Below are 24,631 nucleotides of genomic sequence, written 5' to 3'. Positions count from 1 at the left end.
ACGAACTAATAGGAGTAATTTAATTAATATGACAAAAGCTAACATAAACAGCGAGTATTTAGAGATTATTCAAAAAGAAAAAGAATTTTTAGATAAAAATATTGAATTCCCACTTAATGATAGTTTTTCTGTTTTAAAACTAAAAGATGAAGACAATAATGAATATATATTTGATATAAATCGAAAAGGAGTAAGGTTAACCAGATGCACTTATCAAGAACGTCACAATGTTAGTATTGTTTTATTAAGACTTGATCTTGATAGTAAACCACATAGAAATCCAGATGGAGAAAAGATAGAAGAACACCATATACATGTATATACAGATGATTATGGTGACTCATATGCCTTTACCTTAGATAATCCTATTTTAAACAAAATTAACCCTAATTTTGATTTAAATAAATTTTCTGTATGTGAAAAAAGTAGGGATAAACTTTATATGTACTTCGAAGCATTTTCCGAATTTTGTAATATAAAGAATATCCCAAATGTCATCACTAACATAATAGATTGTGTTTAAGCTAATTTTCCTATATTGTTACCAATATCATTCCACAAAATAGGCAGAACTCCTTCATTAGAATAGTTTCTAAATCCCTCTAATACATCATTAGATACTTTGTTATTATCGTTTAATAATACAATCAATTTAGTATCTTCTCTTCTGACTGGTAGAGTATCTGTCCAAGAAAACATAATTGAAGAATAATTTTCTTTTCTGTCTGGATGATTCATTAACTTAATCACCCTTTCAGGATTAGTTTTATTCCTTTGAAGTACATAATCAAAATTATGGTTTAGTTTTGATTTTCCAATCATAGAAATATTTTCAGTATAATAGATATCATGTTTATCAAAATACTCTTTTACATCTTGGTAGAAAAGATTTTGAACATTAGATCTATTTAATACAAACATATCATTGATATAAATCATAGCTTGTAATACTTTGTGTTTGGTTTCTGCTAATTTATCAACACTACTGACCTTTGAATAAATTATGTCGTCACGAATGCCGACACCAAGCCTATTAACAACTTGATTTAAGAGTTGTCTACATTTGTTTCAGTTAAATTTATATTCTCTTCCTGCAAAATTTCATCTATAGCATAGCCATAATCATTAACTTCTATCTCATTATCAGAAATGTAATTAATGTAGATTTGAGTATAATCATTGTGCCTATCTAAAAATGGAGTAGTGATTTCAAACAGATTTTCAGAAATTTTATATTGGGTCATATTATCATTGAGCCAATCAGTATAATCTTTTACAAAATCTTTCATAATACCAGTCCTCACAATTCGGAATTTATTATATCAACGAACACAACAATAAACAAGAAAAAAGTCCCCCACTAACGACAATTAGTAAGGGACTAATGGAGTATATCGCTATACACCAACCACTTATATTATAGCATATACTCCTGGAAAGGAGCATATTATGACACGTATAGCTACAGGCGAAGGCAGTATTTACTTTGATAAAACCTTAAATAAATGGAGAGGACAAACAACCCTTGGTGTAGGCTATGATGGTAAATTGATTAGAAAGTCAGTGTCCGGGAAAAATAAAACCGAAGTGAGAAAGAAATTAAGGCACTTAATCGCCGACTTTGAAGATAATCAAGCTAACCTTATAGAAACTAACTACACTGTAGAAGAATGGCTAAATATATGGCTTGAGACCTTTTCAAAGCCCAATGTAGAAGAACAATCCTACCTGCTAAATAAAAGGCTTATAGATCTCCATCTTACACCTACATTTGGAAATTTAAAATTAAACGAGTTAGATAAGTTAGATATACAACTTGGATACAATCGCCTCTTTGGAGATAGAAACAAAATGTCTCAGTCCACAGCAAGAGCAATTGCTAATCGTTTCAAGCAAGCGCTTGACAAGGCAGTAGAATTAAAGTACATCACAGTAAACCCTGCAAAAGGAGTAAAGCTTCCAAAAGTAAGACCACCAAGAGAAGTAAAGCCACTCACTGTAGAAGAACAAAAAATTATGGTGGAGTACTGGAAAAAGGACTTAAAGTGGAATAATATTTTCATCTTCCTACTTGCAACAGGATTAAGAATTTCAGAAGCCCTGGGACTTACTTGGGACAAAGTGGACCTTTTAGACAAGGAAATTCAAATAGAAACAATCATGATAGAAATTAAAGGCAACGCACAATTCAAACCATACCCTAAAACAGATGCAGGAATAAGGACCATATACCTCAATCAACAAGCTGTAGAGTGCATAGAATTTCAAAAAGAATTGTTAGAACCTGAATTAAACCACTTGAATTTAGTCTTCCCAAACACTAACTATAATTTTAATGGGACAGCAAACCTAAGAAGAAGATTACAAAAGACTTATAAAGATTGTGGAATTTCAGAATATCCACTCCACGCATTAAGACACACTTATGCAACAAGGATGGTAGAAAAAGGAGCTAATATTAAATTTCTACAAGCAAGTTTAGGACACAAAAACATAGAAACTACACTACAAATTTACTCTTCAGCACTATCAGAATTTCAAAGAAAGCACGCCGAAGAAATTAATATCTTCGATTGAAACGCACATTTTTCACACAGTAAGCTATACAAGTATTGATATATACAAGTTTACGTTAAGCACTTTAGATTTAATGTGTAATCAGAAGGCAGGTAACACTGCCTTTTTTTATTACAGTGAAAAGCAAATGCAAAACTCTCATAATATGTTTTTCTAAGTTTTACAAACTTTCACAATCTTTTTTCTACTAACAATAGCATTCCTATTCTTAGGGGCAGGATGAAGGGGATTTCGATTTCCCCTCATATCCTGCCCCTAAAACCCCATCCTTTTACACCCTTAAAACGATTGGGGATACCCCAAACCCCAGTATAAGTTGTTGAAAATCTTTTGGATTTTCTTACTGTGCCTTACGGCACTTTTTTTGGAATGTCACTTACATGTACTGTCATTCTGAGCGTAAATTTTTTGGCACAAAAAATTGAAGTCGAAGAATCTCAGATGCTTTTCTAAGAAAAGCATCTGCTACCCCCATAACATATTACCCATGGTATAATAAAACCACAAAACCATCCACCAGGAGCAGCATATGAAAAACTACTACATTTACATAATGGCAAATAAAACAAACAAGACCATTTACATTGGAGTAACAAGCAACCTAATCAAGAGAGTGTGGGAACACAAAAATAAATTAGTCGATGGTTTTACTAAACATTATAATGTAAATAAACTTGTTTATTATGAAGAAACAACAGACGTTAATTCTGCAATAGCAAGGGAAAAACAACTAAAAGGCTGGAATAGAGCAAAGAAAAATAAATTGATTGATAGTATAAATCCTAATTGGAAAGACTTGTATGATGATATTTTATAGGGGAGTAACCCTCGCTTAGCTCGGGAGATCCTTCGAATCGCTTCGCTCCCTCAGGATGACAGGGAGGAAATAAAGTGAGATGTTTCGACTCACTTGCGTTCGCTCAACATGACAGTGACGGGGTGTTTTCGTTTTAATATAGCCATTCTACCCCATAGTACTGTCATTCTGAGCGGAAATTTTTAAGAAGTAAAATTCGAAGTCGAAGAATTCTTGACCTAACAGAAGACGAAGTCTTCGTTGTAGGTCAAATGTCGATCTCGTTTCACTTTCTGAAAGAAAGTGTCAGAAGGCGACCTCGTCTTTTTCCGTCGACAAGAGGAAACTCCCATTCCACCATAGGAGTGCAAATCTCCGTCGTCCCCATACAAAAACCTATCAATTTGCCAGACACTGTCTGGAATATTGGAAATAAAAAACGAAAGAGCCCTCCTTCGCTTAATTTTCTCCCGAATATAATATTATATTCGGGAGAAATATACTTTATTTTTAATAATATCGCCAAACACTGGAATAATATATAGCCATTTACTGGAATGAATTACGTCCAAACACTGGAATAAAATACATTCCTATTCTCAAACTTCTAATTCCTCACCTCTCTTCAATCTTCTCACTACTTTTTCCCATACAAAAAGACGATTGCTTTCACTTACACAATCGTCTTTTTTATTATACAAATCCCTAACTACTTTTTTATAACCTTCCAATATCCATTCTTTGCACTACCAACATACTCAATTAATTTATCATCAGAAAGTTTTTTCAAGTCTCGTTTGATTGTTCTTTCTGTTAAATCAAACTTATTGGATAAATCAGAAGCTGTTATTTCAGGATTATTTTCCATTATTCTAATAATTTGCTTACGTCTTTCATCAGGATTTAATACTTGGGTGACATTTTGAGTGACATTTATATCTTTTTGGGTGACATTTTGGGTATCATTTTGACCGACATTTTGACTGTAATAATTTAAATTCTTTAAAATAGTAATAAAAGAGGACTCTGTAGATCTAAACTCTGGTTTAAATTCTTACTTATAATTTTATTTTTCTCTATATGCCTGAATCACTTTTTCTACTTGTAATTCAAGTTCCTCTCTGTTAGGAATATACAAAGTATACTTTGATGCAAATATCTTATTCGATAAATTTCCAAGAGCATATTCTGCTTGTACTCCATCTTTATCAGTACATAGAATTATGCCTATTGGTTCATTATCATAATCATCATTAACTTCTAACTTATAATAATTTAGATACATATTTAATTGGCCAACAGCTTCAGGCATTAACTTACTTGTCTTTAGTTCAATTAATACATATGACCTAAGAATTTTATTATAAAATACCATATCCACATAGTAATGCGTATTTCCAAGGGTTATCCTTTGTTGACTACCAACATACATAAAACCCTTACCAAGTTCAAGTAAAAACTTTTCAATATGATTTATTAAGGCTTTTTCTAAATCACTTTCCATTATTGGCTTTTCTTCAGGTATTCCTAAAAACTCAAATACATAAGGGTCTCTCACAATATCCGATGCACTATTGATCTCATTACCCTTTAACGCTAAATCCAATATTTTTTCCTTATTTCCCTCTCCGGAAGATAATAATAGCCTTTCAAAAAGAGATGTCTTAATCTGCCTTTTAAGTTCCCTTACCGACCAATTTGCATTAATAGATTCCTGTTCATAGAAACTTCTCTTTCTTTCATCACTAATAGATAAAAGCTCACAATAATGAGACCAGGTCAATTTTCCAGACAGCGTCTGGAATATTGGGTATGATAAGTATAAATTCCTCATATTAAATAAGTTTGACTTAGAAAAGCCTTTCCCATACTCTTTTGTAAGCTGTCTTGATAAGTCATTTATAAGTTCCTTGCCATACTCCGCTCTTTCCAAATGTCCCTGTTCATCCTCTACAATAATTCTTCCAATCTCCCAATAAGTTTGAAGTAAAATGCTATTGATTTCATTAGCTACTTTATTTCTTGCATTATCCATCAATCTCTTAATATTATTAAAAACTTCACCATGATTCTTATCTATTTTATTGCTCATTTAACACCTCTAAAGCTTTATTTATAATAATTGTACATTAAACATTGACTTAATTCCATTTTATCATTTATTTATATTATCCTTGTCCAACTTCTTACTTCTCACTTCTCTTCAGTCAAATGTCGATATCGTTTCACTTTTCGATAGGAAAGTGTCAGAAGGCGACCTCGTCTTTTTTACTACAACACGCAAGAATCAAACTTCCAACCTCTCACTTCAAACTTTTTCCTAAAATTACAAAAGCGAAGGATTGCTCCCTCGCTTAAATCGACATAAACATTGCTTTAGAATATAATTCAATATCATTAGCATTTATCATATCGTACTTTTCCTTAACACTTTTAAAATACTTTCCTATATCTTCCTTTTTAATTATCTCATCTGATAGTTCCATTCCATTAAGATTTCCCCTAGCCAATATCCATGGAGACTCCGAATGAGTAAACTTTTCCAATACCTTACCGCTATAGCAACAAATATTATTAATCACACTTTCTAAAATCGAAATCTCCGAAGATGAAAACAATGATTTGTCAATTTCTCCATTACTCTCAATAGCATCAAATCTATAATCTCTATACTTAAAATAAATTTTTGGATAAACAGGTCCATGTACCCAAGCCTGACAGTCTTCAGTAAATAAAAACTCATTATAAAAAGCATAATAAAATCCCTGAACATAATACAACGACTTTTGTAACGCCAAAGGAGTAATATCTTCACAACGATTTAACAAATACTCAATAACAATATTAATCTTCGAACTTTTATTTACTCTTTCACTTATAAGCTTTTCAACAGCAGCCTTACTCTTAATATACGCAGATTTTGTAGTCAAATTATCCTTATTTTTCTCAAGAATATCATTATAAAACATAGGATCATCATAAATCTTCTCAAGTATTTCTGAATATTGCCTATTAGGGACATCTCCATCACAGTATCGGGAAAATGTCAGCTCTCCCCAGCCTAACAACAAAGATAACGGACGCTTACCAATCCCATATTTAGGCCCTATTTGGAGCACCTTATCCAAAGAGATAATATTATTCTTTTCTCTATATACATCATACAAAGCCCTTAAATTAAAATCATTAATATAACCTACATAAACCTCAGAATCACATTCAGAACAATACGCAACCTTACCTAAATAACTATAACTTTCCCCCTTAATATTTCCTTCCATCCTTTTTTCCATAACATAAAAATCAACATCTTTTCTACATTCTTCACAAAATACCTTTTTCTTATTCATAACACACTCCATTTCTTTCCATTACTTAAATAAATAATCTATCGGTCTATTAAGTTCATGAAATGAAATTACAATAACCCTATTTCCTCCTAAACTTTCAATAATATTAACCTTTATGTAAATATCAACATTTTCTGCAATATCATCATCATTAAATAATTCAACACTTGGAACAAAAACATATAATACCTCATGCTCATATCCTGGATTTATATTATTAAGACTGTGACAAAAATCATCCACACGAAGATTCAATAAAATACTTTTTTGCCTGCCATAACGAATATTGTAATTATCAAGAAAATCATTATTCTCTTGTCTATTTTGATTCCTTGCGATAATAAATTTATCATTATTAACACAGGTTTTTATTTTTTCTAAAATACCATTTATTTCTTCCCATGAATAATTTTGATTGTAATGTGAACTCATTGCTTTACCCCTTTATGATGTAATGATATGTCTTTTCGCTACTTTTGTCAATTAATTTGTATCAATTAGTACGTTACTTCTAAGCTTTTATTAGGTTCTTATTAATAATGTATCGCTTTTCTTTCCTATACACAAATCAATTCTCTACTAAGTACGGAGTAAATACCCAAGTATTGTCATACTGAGTAAGCAAGGCGAGTAGAAGTATTCTTGACCTAACAGAAGACGAAATCTTCGTCGTAGGTCAAATGTTGTTCTTGTTTCACTTTCTGAAAGAAAGTGTCATAAGACGACCTCACTTTTCTTTAGGAAAGTGTCACCTAAGGTGACAACTACCACGACATGAAACTAACCCCATACAACCCTAGGAACTCAGCACCCCGTATTGTCATGTTGAGCGAGCAAGGCGAGTCGAAACATCTCGTTTTTTTCCTACGACATACGAGTCTCCAACCTCTCACTTCTCTTTTATCTTCTCACTTCTTTTTTCCACACAAAAAGACGATTGCCTTTCACTTACACAATCGTCCTTTATAAATTTAAGTTATTCTTCTTTTTTTAGTTCCTGAGTCAATTTTTTATCTTCTAATACTTCAAGATATAAATTCTTTTTTTTACTTGTAATTTTATTTATAGCATAAAGAGTTAATGTACAAATAACTAAAAATATTATACATATTAAGTACAAATCGAAGAAATCTTTGAAACTTTTATAGACTTCTTCTGCGTCTGATTTATTCATTAATGATGAAGCGTATCCTATTATAAGCCCTATAAAAACTCCTGATAGTTCTTTTATGTTTGAATATAATTTTGTATTTTTTATTTCTTTTAGAGTTCTTGACTCTCTACTCCCAGCATTTTCACTAATTTGTAAAATTTTGTCTAAATTTGTTTCAGTTAAATTTATATTCTCTTCCTGCAAAATTTCATCTATAGCATTATTTGCCAATTGTTTTTCCATATCTGTAAAATCTAAAAAATAATCTGGAATAGCACAAATTAAAAAGAAAATAGATGAAATAATAGCCATTACAATATATTCATATAAATTCTCATCTAAAAAAATGCATAATGTAGCTGCTAATATCATTGCAGCAGTAACGATAAATAATCCTGATTTTGAATAAGATTTAAACCATTTCAAGAAACTTGGTAAATCTTTTTCTTCAGCGTCTCTGTATTTTTCGTCATATCTTTCTACAAATTTTTCATATAACTTTTTTGAGTTTAAATTATTATATTTTTTCTTCATGTTTTACCTCTTTGGTATCTTACTTTAAAAGTTCATTTAACTTACCATAATAAAAACTTTGATTTTTATCTAATCATCTTTATACTCTTGAATAATTTTTTCTATTTAAACCATTCCTTCACCTCCCCATGATGTAATGATACATCTTTCCATTGCTTCTGTCAAGTTTTTCGTATCATTTAATACGTTCTTAATAATTTTTATTAGATTTTCACTAATAATGTATCATTCATCCTCCTCTGTCATACATTTTTCCTATTTCTAACTTCACTTCCGTCTAATGTTAGTCTCGTTTCACTTTTTGAAGAAAAATGTTAGAAAGCGACCTCGAGAGTTTCTCAAGAAACTATCCGTATTAATATGTAGAGTTGCTTTGTAGGTAAATCAATAACATATATTACCAGGTTTTAGCATGAACTTTCTTAAGAAAGTTCATGAGATGTTTCGATTCACTTCGTTCGCTCAACATGACAGACTTGAAGTGTTATCATTGCAATATAGCCATTCTGTACCTCGACATGTCATTCTGAGTGGAAATTTTGCGCAGTAAAATTGGAGTCGAAGAATCTCACAGAGCTAATAATATAGTTGAAATAAAAAAAGTATGTAAGATAAAAGCTTTCCATACTAAATATAGGGCTCGTTTAAGACGTAGGAATAGCATCGCTTCGCTAGGAGATCTTTCGAAACGCTCACGCTTCCTCTACGTGACAGGGCGAAAGTAAAACAAGATCCTTCTAATCGCTGACGCTCCCTCATGACAAGAGGGTGGTTTTTCCCACACAAAAAAAGAGAGGACAGGCCTCTCTTTTTCCTAAGCATTATTATGCTCTATTAAATTTCTTCTGCTTCTCTTTTCTTCATAGCAACTACTGCGCTAACCATTAGTGCAATACCAACTGCTGCGAAGATTATTGTACCGATACCACCTGTTTGTGGGATAGATACTTTCTTGTTGACAATTTGTAGTGCTGATTCAGCTTCATCTGCTTCATTATATTTAATGTTTACATTTTCAGTTGTGTATGAACCTTTTATAACTTCAAATTTAACGTCTCCATTTAATTTTGCGTATCCCTTTGGAGCTGTTTTTTCTTCAAGTTGGTAATTACCATATTCTAATCCAGTAATTTCTAATCTACCTTGTCCATCTGAAGTTAATACAACTCTATTATCTGCTTCGCCTTCTGCTGGTGCATTTACCCAAGTATAAGCTGTTGCATTTTCTATGAAAGCTTTGTTGTAAGCTTCTTGAGCTGTATCGATAGCTGCTTTCTTAGTTTTTCCTTCTTCACCTTCTTGTTGCTCAGCTGTTAAAGCATTATATTCTTCAACTGCTTTGTCTAAAGCTGCTTTAGCATCTTTTACTGCTTGTTCATCTTTTTGAGTTGCTACAAGATATTTATCTACTGCTTTTCCTTCTTCTTCTACAGTCTTTTTAACAAAGAATTCTGCTCCTGCAAGTCTCTTTCCATTTTCATCAGTCTTAACAAACTTCTTACCACCAAGTACAACCTTTGGTTCTGTTGGGTTAAGTGGTTTTGGATTGTTATCCTTATTGTTTGTTATTAATATTTCACCGTTTTCACCTTTATCAAAGTGAGCAGTTTGGTTCATGTTATTATCTTCTTCAACTTTGTATTGAAGTTCTTTGTCTAAACCTGTCCAAGTAAATGACCAATCATTTCCTTCTACTGTCTTATCAGTTGGACCGTTTATTTCTTTTTCGTTACCAATTTTTACATAGTTTGGATTTGGTGTATAAGTTGTAGTAGTTTCTAATTGTCCACCGTTATCTTTTGTTTCAAATTTAACTGTACCGATTTCTTCACCAGTTTGAGCGTTAACTAATTTAAATGATGCCCATTCTCCTGCTGCTGGAGTTCCATCAGCCCAAGTCTTCTTAACAGTTAATTCTCCATTGTCATTTGGTTTTGTAGGGATAGGAGTGTTTCCTTCGCCTGGTTTGTTATTTCCATAGTGGAAAGTGATGTCGTTGGCTTCAGGAATGTCAACTACTGTTATAGATTTTACAGTTGCAGAGTAAGTTAATTTTACTTCTACAGCTTCATCTTTACCATTAACCTTATCTAATCCAGCTTGAGTAAGTTCTATTCTAAATCCATTTGTATTTTTATCTGTAGTTACAGTGTAATCTTCAGCTGCTGCTTCTGCTCCACCAATTGTAACTTTTAAATCGTTATTATATTGTAGACCTTCTGTCATTTCATCTGACCAGTAAGCTGTTTTTAATTTAGATTTTGCTGGTATTTTTGTACTAACTTCGTAAGGAATCTTCTTTCCTATTTCTGCTTTAGCTGTTGCTTTTTTCTTTTGGTAGTTTTCGTAAGCAGCACCAACTTTTAGTAAATCAGCTGCTTCTTGTTCTGCTGCAGTTAATTCATTGTTTTTTAAGAAGTTCTTGTCGATTTCTGGTTTTTCTTCAGTGTTCTTTGGATATACGTGAGCGTCTGGAACTACACCATCATCATTTACTAATGGAAGTGTAATTTCTACTGGAACAGCCTTCATGTCTGTAAGAATGTTACCAGATTCTTTGTTGAAATATGTTGACTTGTCGTGGATTTCTTCGATTAGGAAGTCTCCCTTTAATCCTTTAGTAGTAAATTTAATACCATCTGCCTTAGTTAAACCTGCAAGAAGTTCATGTCCTTCTGGTAATTGTGCATCTAAAGAATCTACTGCACCATATTCAGGTTTTTCAGCTTCTTTTGTATCTGTTTTAATTGTTACATACTTACCTTTGTTTGCTCCACTGTTGTATTTAACAGCAAAGTATGCACCTGCAATTTGTTGTGCAGAGTGGTTAGCATCTAATAATTTCTTAAATGCATCAAAGTTTTGAGATCCATTGTAGCCTTTCTTTTCGATTGCATCTGAATCCCAAGCGCCTAATTCTTCTTTTGTCATTAATAATTTGTGTAGTGTTACTGATTCAGTAGTTTCTTCATTTTCAGCCGCTGCAGCAAACACTGGTGATGCTACGCCAAGCACCATTACTAATGCTAATAGCATTGATAATAATTTTTTCGTCTTTTGCATTTTTTTCTCTCCTTGTTTAATTTGATAAGTAATAAAATTACTTTTGGTTGTGGGTGTGGAAGAGGATTTTCCTCTTCCCTACTCCAACCTTTGACCACTTTCGCAGTCAACATAGAAATTAATTATTCTGCAATTGTCCCCATAACAGTCCGTAAACTGTTACTTATCTTCCCTTTGGTCCTTCGACCCTGAGGTGATAGTCTTTTATTCTATCACCTTCTTTCTTCTATATCCTATAAAGGCTACAGTCATCAAGGCTAAGCCTGTTATAGCGAATACTACCGCTCCTATACCACCGGTTCTTGGGAAAAGTCCTGGTTGGTTTTCAATTTCAAGGATACTTATAGCATCGTTTGTTTGTCCCTTTTGATATAGGACTTTATCTGTTGTTCTTATTATACTACTATCGGAGTATATAAACAAATCAAATACTTTATCTGTTATTTTGTATCCTGCTGGAGCTTTTGTTTCTTTTAAACTAAATCTACCTTGTGGCCAATCTGCTGGAACTTCAATTCTGATAGCTTGTTTCTTAGTGCCATCTTTAATAGTTACATCTTCATAGGCCTTAGATAAATCTATTTCAAGGGTTATAGTCTTTCTGTCTTCAGATATTTCTTTTATTCTATAACCTCTACCTTGTGGTATTTGTTCTTCCACTTTTACATTGTCAGGGAATTTTGCACCATCATCTAATGCTTGTAATTCAATTTCAAGGGTTCCCTTCTTAATGCTATTGGATTTATTTTCAGTATCTTTGTAAATCTTATCAAGGTAGAATTTCATACCTTCTTTTTCGTTTACAATAGTTGTGTTACCACTGGTGTTTGTGATACTACCGTCGGAATTAACTTCAAAGCTTGCAACTTCCTTGTTTGGTAACTTGTAGCCTTTTTTAGCTTCTGTTTCCCAAACTTGGTACTTGCCTTCAGGAAGTCCTTCCCAAACAATTTTACCTTCTGTGTTAGAAGTTTTATCTTGTCCATCTACTCTAACATATTTATCGCCTTCGCCAAGTTTACGAAGTTCGAACTTAACTCCACTAAGTGGTTTTTCTGTTCCCACTTCTACCTTGGTGAACTCTATACTGTTCTTGTAGTTATATAAATCATGGGCAAGTTCAGCTTCTGCTTCTGGGTTATATTCCTTTGTCCAAGTGTTCCAATAATCTCTTACTTTGTATTCTGGAGTTGTGTTGTGCATTACGTGTTCGAAGTAAGGACTATTTCTATTGTATTCTGTTTTAGTCTTAAATTCTCGAGTGTCATTTACAACTCCGTCAATTTCAATTACATATTCATCGGTGTTGTAATTTGTTTCTCCATGACCAAAGTCTATATGGATTTGTTTTGCACTTGTCCATTCCCATTTAACAGAATTTGTAATATCTTCCAAACCATACTCATTATCCTTTTTGTGGTCAATATCAAATGACCATGGCAAGTCTTTATTATCTACTTTAGTCTTCTTATATATTTTCAAGTTATCAATAGTATATGGAAGATTTGCACTAAAGTATAAATCCTTGTCCTTATCCTTTGCCCTTACTGGGTTTACATAGATTACGTTTTTAAAATTACGTGGATTTTCGCTGGATGTGCCAAGTTTTAATTGATATGTCTTGACATTTTCCTTTGCGCTTATATATCCGTCATTAGTAGCATTGTCGTAATTTACGTTGATATTGTCAGTAAATTCTGCACCGTTACCACTTTCCCCGTTAGGATCTTGGATTCGAATTTTAACTTCAAGATTATCTGTGTTATATGGAACTAACTTTCTATTTACAAACATTTGTGAGTTAATAGTTAATTCTCTTAAGTCGTTGTAGTAGTCTACTGCTTCTGTAAAGGTGTAGTCAATAACATGTCTGTTGTCTTTTCTTACCTTTGCAATGGCAATTCTACCCATTGGACCGTAGATGTCAAACTCGCTATCGTCAATAGTTGAAAGTCCGTCAAGATCCACATTTTTACCAAAGTCCATTACGAAGAAGTCACCAGCCTTAACTTTCTTGTTGATTGAGAAGTTAAGTTTTGCAAATAGACCTTCTTGAACGTTTGGATAAACTACAGTTTCACTATTTGTAGTTGATGTCAAAGTAGATGGTTTAAGTGGATTCAAGCTAAAGTAACTTGAAACATTTTTTCCTTCTATTCCAACTGGAGCTTTCCACTTTTCACCTATTATTACTTTAATAGGGTTTTTAGCTTTGATATAACCTTCATTTTGAGATTTTTCTCTAATCCAGTACTTACCTGGTTGTAGGTCGTCAAATTTTACTTTACCATTTGCATCTGAAGTTGTTGTTGCAATAACTTCACCGTCACTATTTAGAAGTTCAAATTCTACACCTTTAAGAGGGGCTTTTGTTACACCGTCTCTCTTTGTAAATTCATAGGACTCTGTACCATATTTTTCATTTAGGATAACTTTGTTGTTATCATCGAGTGGTACATATTGACCATTTTTGTTTTTAACAAAGGTGTTTCCATTGTCGTCAATTTTAAATTCCTTTGCTTCGCCCTTTATAGGTCTGTATCCTGTTGGTGCATTGGTTTCGTAAAGTTTGTACTCTCCTGCTTCCAAGTCGTTAAGGACTAATTTACCTTCGCTATCTGAAATAAAGTTTCTATCAATTTTTTCGAATTTGTCATCAGCAACTTTCTTTTCAAGACTAAATACTGCATTTGCAAGTGGAGTATCGGTAGAAGTTCCTCCTTCAACTACTCTTCCAAGCTTTGAAAACTCAATATCAAACTTTTTCTTTTCGTTTACAAGAGCGTATTCAAGGGTGTCTCCAGTTAAAGTAATTTCTTTTCCAGCCACATCTGTTTCTTCTCTACTTTGAGTAATTGTTGGGAAATATTTTGCACTGTTTTCTTCCAAACCACCCCAGTAGAATGTACTTAGTGGTCTAAATGTACCTTCCTTGTCAGGGTCTTTTGCCTTAACTGTAAATTCATATACTAAACTGTCAGTATCTATATCTGTATTTAATTGAATGTCTGCGTAGTTGTAGCTGTAATCTCCGTTTGTAACATCAAAGTTATTTGTATCAAAGATCAACCTCAATGTTCTTGTTAGATTTCCATATTCAGACTTAGGAACATAATTAACTTTTAATTTATATTCCCCTTTTGTTAATGTCTTTTCAATTTCATATGAAATTTCAGCTTCGTCATAGTAGGTAACTCCATCCCATGCAACTTTGAACATTCTCTTTGCTGTTGGGTTATTTACTTCAGAAGTAATTTTATATTCTTTTGTTGTAGGTTCTTGAATTTTTACTGTTACATTTCCACCTTCGTCTATAACTTTTACAATATATTCTTGTTTAAGATCTTCATAGCCGATTGGTGCTTTTGTTTCTGTTAGTTTGTATTCTCCTGGTAGTAACTTATTAAATTTAGCTATACCATTTTCGTCACTAACTTCTACAACTGGTTCTTCCCCTGTTACAGCGTGTTCATTTTCGTCTTTTACTCTAACAAGTGTAAACTCAGCACCTGGTAGAATTGTCTTCTTATCTGTGTCAGTCTTTTTGATTTGGAAGTTTCCATAGACTATATTTTCGTTTGGTACTTTAATATCTTTAATTGGTACTTCCGCATCTTCTGCTCTTAATAGATCAACTGGGTTAATCTTATTTAAGAACTTCTTTATTGTTCTCAAAGCTGCGTTTTCTGTAGCTTTTACAACTGTTGTGTTCCCTTCTTTGTCAACTGTGATTTCCCACTTGTCTGAAACCTTCTTGTAGTCATCTGGTGCTTTTGTTTCAGTAAGTTCATATGTTCCTGGCTCAAGGTTTTCAAATAATATTTTACCTTGGTCATCGGAATCTTTTTCTTCCACTTCGACTGGTGGTGTTAAAACTTTTCCGTCAGCATCTTTTGTTCTTACAAGTTTGAAGGTTGCACCTTGTAGTGGTTTATCTTGGTTGTCCACTTTGGAAACTGTAAACTCACCTGTTGATTTTACTGGTTTGTTTATAACTGTCAAGGTTGGCATCTTGTAATCGTCATCAGCTACATCTTGTGGTGGATTTTCCTCAGATGTACCTTCACGTATAAAGGTATGACCGTTACCATATACCCATACTTTCCAAACTTTGTCAGATTTCTTATAGCCTATTGGTGGTTCTACTTCTCTTAGAATGTATCTTTCCGGCGTTATTCCAGCGAAGATGACCCTACCATTTTCATCTGCCTTAGCTCTCCTTACAACATAATTTTGCCAGTCCACAAGTTCGAAGACTGCTCCAGCAAGTGGTCTATTTTTGTTATCTTTCTTTTCGATTTCAAATCGACCTTCTTCATCTTTAGGTTCGTTTTTAATGTCGAAGAATCCATCTCTGTTATACACTATTTCGCCATTTTTATTAACTTTTATTAATTTGAATTCGTTCGGATCGCTAACTAATGTTTTATGTTGTTCTCCTGCGCTGTCATAACTACTAACTGCTTCAAATAGTTTATAAACTAATTCGTTAGAGTTTTCCACATAGTTAGGGTCAGTAGGTTTTAGTTTTCCTTTTTCAGTTACTAAAACTATAACATGTCTTCTATCATTATATTTATATCCAGTTGGGAAAGTTTTTTCAGTTAATGCATAGACTCCTGGTTCAAGACCATATACCCCAAAGGTTCCTTCTACGGTATATATATCTATTGGTGCGTCCTCATCATCAGGATTTCCTTGATAACTTCCTACTTGCCAAGCTTTTTCGAACTCTTCTGAGTCTTCTGCAACTATACCTATATGGTTTGTATACATCCTGAATTCAGCATTTTTAGTTTGTGGCTGACCATATCGATCTGGCGCTTCATCATAGATTACGCCACCTGTTTCTGAGTCAACCTTTCTCCATCTAAGATCAACCTTAGCTCTGATATTTACTACCTTGAAACCTTCATCTTCACTGCCTGTTAATAGGTTTGAATCTGCAAAGTTTCTTGGAAGGTATGTTTCATCGTAGTATTTCTTATCATATTTTTGATAGTACTCTTCTTCATATTTCTTATCATATGATACTTCAAGTTCTTTTGAACCTTGTTTTACTACTATAATCCACTTTCTTTGGGTTTTTGTATTGAAACTTTCGTGTTTAGTAATTTCTTCAAGTTCGTAAACACCAGGACTTAGGTTAGCGAAGTTTATTCCTCCATCACTTCTTGTCCTATCCCTATTGTAGGAACCATAGCCTAAGATTTCTGGATTTTGGATTTCGCCTTCAGGGTTACGTTCAATAAGTTCCTTGCCGTCCTTATCTGTCATTGAAGTTACATTACCATTTTCATCGTAGGTTATCTTTATACCATTTTCAGTTTCGTCTGTTCTTACCTTCTTCAAAGTAAAGGAGATATTTGAAAGTGGTATTGGAGGGCTATCTAAACCTTGTCCAACCTTTGTGAAACGGAAGTTTGTCTTGGCGTAGTTTACAATATTGTAAGTGCCGTCCTTATTTTTGATAACTGTCTTATCATTTTCGTTTTCAAACTGAAGGACTAACTTTCCATTATCATCTTTTACTACGTTGAAATACCAAGGCTGTAGCTTAGAATAAATTGTGTAGTTTGTTTCAGTAAGCTTATATCTACCTTCTCTTAGTCCAGTAAATTCATATTTTGTCTCATCGCCATATCTTTCTAAAGTTATGTCATATTCAGGTTGACCATTAACCATTTTTGTATTGCCATCTTCGTCAACGGCTTGTAGGTTAAAGACTGATGTTCCTACTACTAATCCTTTGGAGTCAACTTTTTGGAAGGTTAACCTTGTTAAATTGTCTTCGTTTTTAATTGACTCTATCTCTAAACCGTTCTTAAAGGTTAGAAGCTTTAAGAAGTCTGGGTCAGATTGAACTTTATCAACTGTTTGTACAAGTCTACCATCAGCGTCTTCTTTGTATTTTATAACGATGAATGAATCTGGTTTCTTATAGCCTTCTGGCGCTTTTGTTTCTTCTAAGATGTAGGTTCCTTCTGTTATTCCATCAAATTTAATTCCCAAGATACCCTTTGATGTGATTTGTTTTTGATAAACTATGTTACCATCGTCATCTATTACTGGGTCTGGTTTCTTGTCGGTAGATTTGATGATTAACTTACCGTTACTTTCTACTCTTACCTTTGTAAGTTGGAATGTAGCTCCTTCAACTGGGTTATTATTGAAAGCTACCTTCTTAAACTCAAGTTGACCTAATGTCTTGTGGTTGGTTACCCCAACTACGTCTATTCCCTTGTAAGGGGCGTCAGGTCTTGCTGGTTTTGAAATTTGATTATCTGGTAAGATCTGTACGTTTCTTATAAACTCTTTGTAAGCGTCAGTTGTTAATCTATCATCTTCAAATTCTGTTTTTTCATTTGAGTTAAGACCGAAGATTGTCTTTCCTCTAAACCTATTCTTTTCTGCTTCTGTCAAATGAGAATATTTCTTGTCTGACAAGTCTATAGGGAACTTGTAACTAAAGTCAAAGACCATTCTCATGTAGTTAGCTTCATTAGGTTTTTTTTCAGGATCGACTTCTACCTTGAAGTACCACTTGTTCTTTAACTTGGTGTATTCATTTGGAGCTTGTTCTTCCCACATTTCATAGATACCTGGAGTTAACTCTCTGAAGTAGTTTTCTCCGGCAAGACCTGTGGCTTCTGTAAGTGCGTCAAATGGTTCGTCATAATATTTAGGATATTCATCTTTTCCTTCTATTTTTTCTCCATCGACAATTTTCTTAGCTCTAAATTTTGCACCTGATAGTGGTGATTTGTCTTCGTTAGCTTTTTCGATTCTTAGAGGAATTCTAAATCCATTTTCGTCTTTGTTAAAGATTTTTATTAAGTTTCCGTTTGTAATCTTAACAAGTACGTTTCCGTTTTCGTCAGCTTGGGATTGGTCAATATTGTAGTAGGATATGTTACTTGGCCAGTTCCATAGATATTTCAAATCATAGGTTGTACTCAACTGGTAGGCAATCCTATAGGTCTTATTCCTATCAAGACCCTTATATTCTTGGATACCTGTCGGTCCCCAAAGATGTGAATCTTTGTAGGCTTGTTTATCAGTTCCTGGAACCTTTACCCACTGACCATTTTCTAAAGTTTCTAACCAAATTGTACCTGTACCATGTTCTGCTACCGGAATTTCCCCCTTGCCTTCGTAATCATAGTAGTGATATTCAAATTCTACTTTGGTTGTGAAGTTGTTAGACTTTTTGATTATTTTAAAGTCTTCATAGGCAGTAGTAAAGTTTTCAGTTCTTCCACTTGAAGTTTTTACACTAAGTTGATTTAGTATATTCTTATATATGTCTTCAGAACCGTCGTTTAATTTTGCATCAAATCCTATACTAAAACTCCTGTTAGGCATAAGACCAAGTCTTTGATATTTCTTTTCTGTTACTAAATTGTTATATCCGTTATAATCGCTTGGTCTACCATTACTTGCAGTAATATATTTGTTGTAACCTAAAGTAAAGTCTAATTTCTCGTTCTTTGCTGTAACTGTCACCTTCATATGACGTGTTCCGTTTTTAGTATCTATGGCATCTGCTTCAATTTTTATTTTTGCATAGGTTCCGTCATATTCCTTTGTTAAAGCAGCGTTGTTATTTGTTTCGTTTGCTCTAAGTGGTGTTGTTACATCGCCAAAGGTTTGAGCCGCTCTTACTCTATTTGCAGGTGTAGGATGTAGTATTGGATCATTCTTATCCCTTGACTTAAATACATTTCCATTTTTATCTACTAATACATAGATTGGTCTTGTATCTTTTTCGTAACCTGCTGGTCCTCTATACTCTTCAAGGACATATTTACCTGGTTCTATACTTTCAAATATTGCGAGACCTTGGGTTTCAGGGAACGTAGATGAATCTGTAGGGTTGCCTTTGTTGTCTGTAAGAGGTACACCATCAGTTACCCTTTGGATATATTTTGCTGGGTATCCACCTGGGTTAAGAAGTATATCGTAGTTTTCGTCAGCTGTGTATAGTCTAAAGAAAGCACGTCTTAGTCCAACTTCTTTTCCATTGTCTGGTCCCCACAAGGATTTACCAGTCTTCTTAATTGCAAGTTTACCAAGCTTTGATCCTTCTTCAAAGTTTATTACACCCTTTAAGATAGCGTGTTCACCAATTATAACGTCAGTTGAAGGGTCTCTTACGATTACCTTCATTGTACCTTCGTTGGCAATGGTTTCTGCTTCTACCTTTAATGTAATATCTGCAGCTTTTATATAGCCACCAGGAGCAGTTGCTTCTCTTAGTTTGTAGTATCCATTAAACTTTAGTCCTGTTAGATGGAATACTCCATTTGCGTCAGCTTTAATACCCGTTTTAATAGGTTTATTAGGATCTATAATTTTTCCATAGTAGTCTGCTTCGTAAAGATTAAATGAAATGCCATTTAACCTTGTTGGGTCAGTTAATGGAATATACTTTGGATTAGTTTTTTCATCAATTTCTTTACTTGGGTCAAAGTTTTTGTTTTCGATATACTTTTTAAATTCCCAGTCAACTGTTCTAATCTTATTTTTTACATTTACTGCGCCGTCTTGTAAGACGTCATTTAAGTTTATCTTTGAACCTTGTAACTGTGCTTCTGTCTTCTTGGCGTCGTCTCTTGTTTTTAATTTGTAGATGTTATATACCAAGTTGCCACTGTTATCAAGTTTTACATATAACTTCCATCCAAAGAACTTATCTGGTTCTGGAAGATACTTTGGTAATAGGTATCCACTTGGTGCAGTTAACTCTTCAAGGATGTATTCCCCTTCTTTTAATCCTTCGAAGTTTACTATTCCATCTATCCCTGATGAACGTTCTTCAAAGTAAAGAATATTATCTATGGTTCTTTCTGAGTAAAGTCTAAACTTAGCATTTTGTAGTAGGACTTGTTTACCTTTGTCATCAAGTTCACTGTCAATTTTTCTAAGTTTTAATTCTGTTTTCTTGGCTTCGTTTATGATAACTTTTGAAGCTTCGATATTTTCATCTAAAAATCTTGTGACAGCTTTACCACTTTGGTCAAGACTTACTTCGATGATTTGATCCTTTGCCTTTACGTATCCCTTAGGTACTACAGTTTCTTCTAATAGGTAGAAACCTACTGGCATCTTTGAGAATTCGAATTCGCCAAAGTCACCTTTTGAAGTTTTTTTGTAAACAGGTTGTCCATTTAAAAGATCTGCAGTTTTATCTGTTTGAGATTTTATTTTTGTAAGGGTAAATTCTGAACCGTCAAGTTTTTTGCTTGCGTCTCTCTTTGTGAATTTAAGTTTCCCAAACTTGTTGGATATATTTACGACTTCAATTTCAAGTTTATCTTCGCCTTGTCTAACAAGTGGATTTCCGTCAATATCTTTAGGTACACTGGTTAACTTGCCTTCAGTTTTATATCCATCATTAACCTTTATTCTTATATTGGATGCTGAAGGATAGTTACCTTCATCAGGGTCAACTTCGCCATTTGTAACTTTAATTGTGAAAGGATCGATTATTTCATAGCCTTCTGGTGCTTTTGTTTCTTTAACTCTGTAGGTTCCTTCAGCAAGATAGACTTTCATTCCATCCTTTGTTGAAGTAGCATTTACAATTTCACCTGTGTGGATATTAACAAAAGTAAATTCTGCTCCGTCAAGTTTGTTTCCATCACTGTCAACTTTGTAAGCTGTGATCGGATCTACAACACGTCCAGAAATAAGATTTTGCCATCTCTTGCTATCTTGTGTAAAGTATACAAGTGTAACTGAATTCGCTTTTTTATTTTCTTCCCAGTCATTGTCGTTATAAGAATTTTCAACTCTCTTTAAAAGTTCTTGTGCATATTTTACTTGAGTGCCTTTTAGTCCAGAACTTTCTATTAGAAGTCTTTCATTTTCAGAAAGTTTTCTATGACCCTTGCCATCAGTATTCGCTCCATTTTCGCCCTTAAAGTATTGTGATTCATCTTTTAGATTAGGGTCTGTAAGAGTAATGTCATTATGGAATCTTGTATCATCGACAGTAGGTGTACCAACAAGTGAATAGTCTGTGGATAGGTCTTTACCATCTGTAAAGTAGTGGATAACCCTTTGCAACATTTGATTTTCAATCATCCTGTGCATTTCTGTATTATTATGGCTTTGAGGATACTCTCTCTTTATCTCTTCAGCAAAGAAATAAATTCTCTTGAATAGGTCTTCTGCTGCATCATCTTGAGATAGTCCGTTTCTGTTGTATTTTCCTCCAGGTAATAAACTACTTTTAATATATTTTTTGTTATCACTACCATCTTTCTGGATATTTAAATTTAACAAATATCCTGTAGGATTTTCTATCCTATCAAGATTTATCTTACCACGAGTATTCACTGTTGGGTCTGGTCTTTGTGCATTAAGACATTGAACCATTTCGAAAGTCTTATTGATACGCATTATTGAATATGGTAACTCAAGGTAGGCAAGGTAACCAAGGTCTTCTGGATCAAATTTTCTTGAATAAAGATTTTGTTGTCCACCTTCTGTTGCTATCTCTTCATAATTATTGATTACATCTGAGTTATCAATAGGTTTTTGTTTTAGATTAACATCATACTTGAAGTTTGTATCCTTAGTACCTACTTGAACGTCGTAATCGTAATAAACTATTACCCCTGGTTTGTAAGAACCGTTTGGTAGGGTTGCGTCATTTGAATTTGTAGTTCTTCTATATCCACCATCTTTCTTTGGAATATAATAATATTTCTTGTAGTTTAATGGATTTGGTGTTAAATTTGCATATGCTAAACCATAGTCTTCTGTTTCGCCAACCCTTAGAAGGTCCATTGCGATCCAACGTCTTCTTGCATATTCAGCTTCTTGTTCTGCAACTATTGTTCTTGTTCTATCGTAGTAGAAGTTTTCGTCAACTGTTGGGTTACCTAAGTGAACAAATTCCGCAACGAACATATCTTCCACAAGATTGAATGGAGTATTTGCAAGTTCGTTCGCCTGTTCTGCTCCCTTAATAAATTTAAATATGGAAGGGATGGCATTGTATTGATCCATAAATCTATTATAGATAGTTTGGATATAGTTGTTGTCAGGGTTTACTCTAAGACCTAATGAGTAGTTGCTGTGGTATTCCCCGGACTTTAGTGGCATTTTTACTCTGATATAGATTTTATCATGTGGTAAGTCTTTTTTATCTATCGCCTTGATAGCTTGATATAGATTATTTACCTTACCCATGCCTGTATAACCTGCACCGTCAAGGTCTTCCTTGCTATTCGCGATTTTATAAGTACCACTGTCTAAACCTTGTTTATCTGGAGCAAACAATGTGAAATATAATTTTGAAAAATTTAATTCTTCGCCAGCTGGGAAGAGTTTATCTGTTTCTACTTCAATATCCCACCACACTTGTAAGCCTTGTGGGTTTACACCTTGTCCAAGAACTGCTACATTTCCATTTGCATCTCTTAGGGTTTGGTGTGAATGGTACTCAAGGATTACTGGATACTTTACCTTAGAGGTAATATTTTCTGGGCTTTCTATATTTGGATTAAAGCCTGGTATCGATGGAATTTCTGTTCTTTGGTCGTCACTTGAAACAGAAATTTCTCCCATTTGTTGAGCAGCCATTCCCTTTGGTTTTACTGATATATTTATTTTTATAGGATCTGTGTCGCCAATTCCATTTATATCAAAGGCAAGTAGTTGGTCTATTTTTAGATCTACATCTGAAGTAAGTTTTTCTGTGATTGTGTATCTAATAGTATGTGTTTGTGAATTGTAACTTGGTGTTGCTATTACCTTTCCATTTCCATTTCCAACTGTAAGTGGTTTTAATAGATTTTCATAATCTTCTCTTAAATATGGTCCAAGGTCAACATCAAAGTACCAATCTTTTGGCATTGGAAGAGCTGGTGAAGCTTTTATTTGCATAGTTGTAGTTAGTCTAAACTTCTTGTCTGCAAAGCTTTCAGGGCCTCTGCCAAGTCTTTGAAGTAACAAGTCTGAAACATCTGCTATCTCTAATTGTGTTTCGTCTTTTTTATCTTCGTCTTCTTCTACCTTTAATATGGATTCTTGTTTTTTATCTTCTTTTATATTATTAGTTTCAGTAGGATTTGTAGCAGAAGTTTCTTCTGTTGCTTTATTGTTTTCTTTTTTATCTGTAGCTTCTGTAGATTCTGTTTCTTTTTCTTCTTCTACTATAGCTTTTCCAAGTTCTTCTGTTTCTGCTTCTTCTTTGTCTTTTTCTAATGTAGTTATTTCTGTTAAAACTGTATTATCTTCTTTTACCTTCTTTGATGAAAGTGTGAAAATGTATTTGTATCCAGGATATAGTTCTGCTATGTTTAGTGAAATGACTTTGTTTTTGTCTTGGTGTCCTTCTTTTAGAACTTCTGTTAAGACTTCTTCTACTGTGACCCCATCTTCGTCTTCTCCGGTGTAAACTTTTTCCACTTTTGTTATGTCAAGGTCTTTTATGTCTTTTTCTCCCTTGAAGGTTAGTAATATGTCTTCAAGGTCTTTTAGACTGTTTACAAAGATTTCTTTTGTTAGTTGTTCTTCTTTGTCTCTTTTTAGTGTAATGTTTTCATTCTTTGTGCTTTCGTATTTGTTTTCTATGTCGTTTATTACTATTGGTATTGAAAGCTCTTTGTAGTCCTTGTAGTTTATTTTTAGTTGACTTTTTGTTGGATTTAGTTCTTTTGTTTCTTTGTTTTGTAAATCTTTGTAGTCTTGTCTGTATCTTTCTACAAGTTCTGTTATTTCTTCTATGTTGGAGAAGTCTTCTACTTCGTCTCCTCTAACAAGTAAAACTTTTCCTTCTTCGTCTTTTTCTACAAAGGTGTATTCTCTTAAGTCAAAGTCTTCTTGTGAACTTATGACGTATGGTCCTCTTAGAAAGGCAAAACTGTTATCTTCTAACTGTTCTATATATGCCTGTTCTAATGGGCTTAGTTCTTCTTTTATGGCAGGGTCAATTACCCCTTCTTTGGAATGGGTTTCTTCTTTCACTTCCTGCGTCTTTACTTCGCTTGGCAAGTCGTTTGTGTTTTGAACTGCCATTACTGGTTGAACTAATACTTGCATTACAAGTAATAAGCTTAGTAGGCCTGATGATATTCGCCTAAGTATTTTCCTGTCCATGTCTCCTCCTGAAATAACTTTAATTATAGATTTTAATCTTTTTCT

The 24,631-nt window shown here is 33.6% G+C and carries 12 protein-coding genes; 3 read left to right on the top strand and 9 right to left on the bottom strand.

The features are described from left to right. Positions 1 to 28 precede the first annotated feature (28 nt). The gene (locus BN2746_RS05010; RefSeq protein ID WP_055078741.1) at positions 29 to 523 is read left to right on the top strand and encodes a DUF6978 family protein; all 495 of its coding nucleotides are present in this window, start codon (positions 29 to 31) and stop codon (positions 521 to 523) included. Here the strand turns inward: BN2746_RS05010 and BN2746_RS05005 are convergent. Together BN2746_RS05005 and BN2746_RS05000 are read right to left on the bottom strand one after the other, a co-directional pair. Continuing rightward, entirely contained in the window at positions 520 to 939 is a 420-nt protein-coding gene (locus BN2746_RS05005; protein ID WP_055078740.1) for a DUF1829 domain-containing protein, read from the bottom strand. The two genes, BN2746_RS05010 and BN2746_RS05005, sit on opposite strands and share 4 nt — an antisense overlap. A gap of 107 nt (positions 940 to 1,046) precedes the next feature. Further along, on the bottom strand, positions 1,047 to 1,289 hold the full coding sequence (locus BN2746_RS05000) for a DUF1828 domain-containing protein (protein WP_055078739.1): 243 nt from the start codon (positions 1,287 to 1,289) through the stop codon (positions 1,047 to 1,049). Positions 1,290 to 1,449: 160 nt separating this feature from the next. On the opposite strand from BN2746_RS05000, the gene BN2746_RS04995 reads away from it, so the two are divergent. Both BN2746_RS04995 and BN2746_RS04990 read left to right on the top strand, forming a co-directional pair. Then, positions 1,450 to 2,577, top strand: coding sequence for a tyrosine-type recombinase/integrase (locus tag BN2746_RS04995; protein ID WP_055078738.1), 1,128 nt, complete (start codon positions 1,450 to 1,452; stop codon positions 2,575 to 2,577). A gap of 529 nt (positions 2,578 to 3,106) precedes the next feature. Beyond that, positions 3,107 to 3,394 carry a GIY-YIG nuclease family protein gene (locus BN2746_RS04990; protein WP_055078737.1) on the top strand — a complete coding sequence of 96 codons (288 nt, stop codon included), beginning with the start codon at positions 3,107 to 3,109 and terminating at the stop codon, positions 3,392 to 3,394. Between the two features lie 688 nt (positions 3,395 to 4,082). On the opposite strand, the gene BN2746_RS09200 is transcribed toward BN2746_RS04990, so the two are convergent. The 7 genes from BN2746_RS09200 to BN2746_RS04955 form a co-directional block, all read right to left on the bottom strand. Beyond that, positions 4,083 to 4,310, bottom strand: a complete 228-nt coding sequence (locus BN2746_RS09200) for an HTH domain-containing protein (RefSeq protein ID WP_268909565.1) — start codon at positions 4,308 to 4,310, stop codon at positions 4,083 to 4,085. A gap of 129 nt (positions 4,311 to 4,439) precedes the next feature. Then, positions 4,440 to 5,465 carry a PDDEXK nuclease domain-containing protein gene (locus BN2746_RS04980; protein ID WP_055078735.1) on the bottom strand — a complete coding sequence of 342 codons (1,026 nt, stop codon included), beginning with the start codon at positions 5,463 to 5,465 and terminating at the stop codon, positions 4,440 to 4,442. Between the two features lie 262 nt (positions 5,466 to 5,727). Then, the gene (locus tag BN2746_RS04975) at positions 5,728 to 6,723 is read right to left on the bottom strand and encodes a type II toxin-antitoxin system antitoxin SocA domain-containing protein (protein ID WP_055078734.1); all 996 of its coding nucleotides are present in this window, start codon (positions 6,721 to 6,723) and stop codon (positions 5,728 to 5,730) included. A 21-nt stretch (positions 6,724 to 6,744) separates the two neighbouring features. Next, positions 6,745 to 7,155: a hypothetical protein gene (locus tag BN2746_RS04970; RefSeq protein ID WP_055078733.1), complete on the bottom strand. Its 411-nt coding sequence runs from the start codon at positions 7,153 to 7,155 to the stop codon at positions 6,745 to 6,747. 544 nt (positions 7,156 to 7,699) lie between these two features. Next, positions 7,700 to 8,410, bottom strand: a complete 711-nt coding sequence (locus tag BN2746_RS04965) for a hypothetical protein (protein WP_055078732.1) — start codon at positions 8,408 to 8,410, stop codon at positions 7,700 to 7,702. An 834-nt stretch (positions 8,411 to 9,244) separates the two neighbouring features. Continuing rightward, positions 9,245 to 11,473: a pilin N-terminal domain-containing protein gene (locus tag BN2746_RS04960; protein ID WP_055078731.1), complete on the bottom strand. Its 2,229-nt coding sequence runs from the start codon at positions 11,471 to 11,473 to the stop codon at positions 9,245 to 9,247. Positions 11,474 to 11,677: 204 nt separating this feature from the next. Further along, positions 11,678 to 24,586, bottom strand: coding sequence for a SpaA isopeptide-forming pilin-related protein (locus BN2746_RS04955; RefSeq protein WP_055078730.1), 12,909 nt, complete (start codon positions 24,584 to 24,586; stop codon positions 11,678 to 11,680). Positions 24,587 to 24,631 lie beyond the last annotated feature (45 nt).

Source organism: Lagierella massiliensis (assembly GCF_001407835.1).
Lineage (GTDB): Bacteria > Bacillota > Clostridia > Tissierellales > Peptoniphilaceae > Mediannikoviicoccus > Mediannikoviicoccus massiliensis.
The sequence above is the reverse complement of the archived record's forward strand: the minus strand, read 5'-3'. Positions and strand labels throughout refer to the sequence as shown.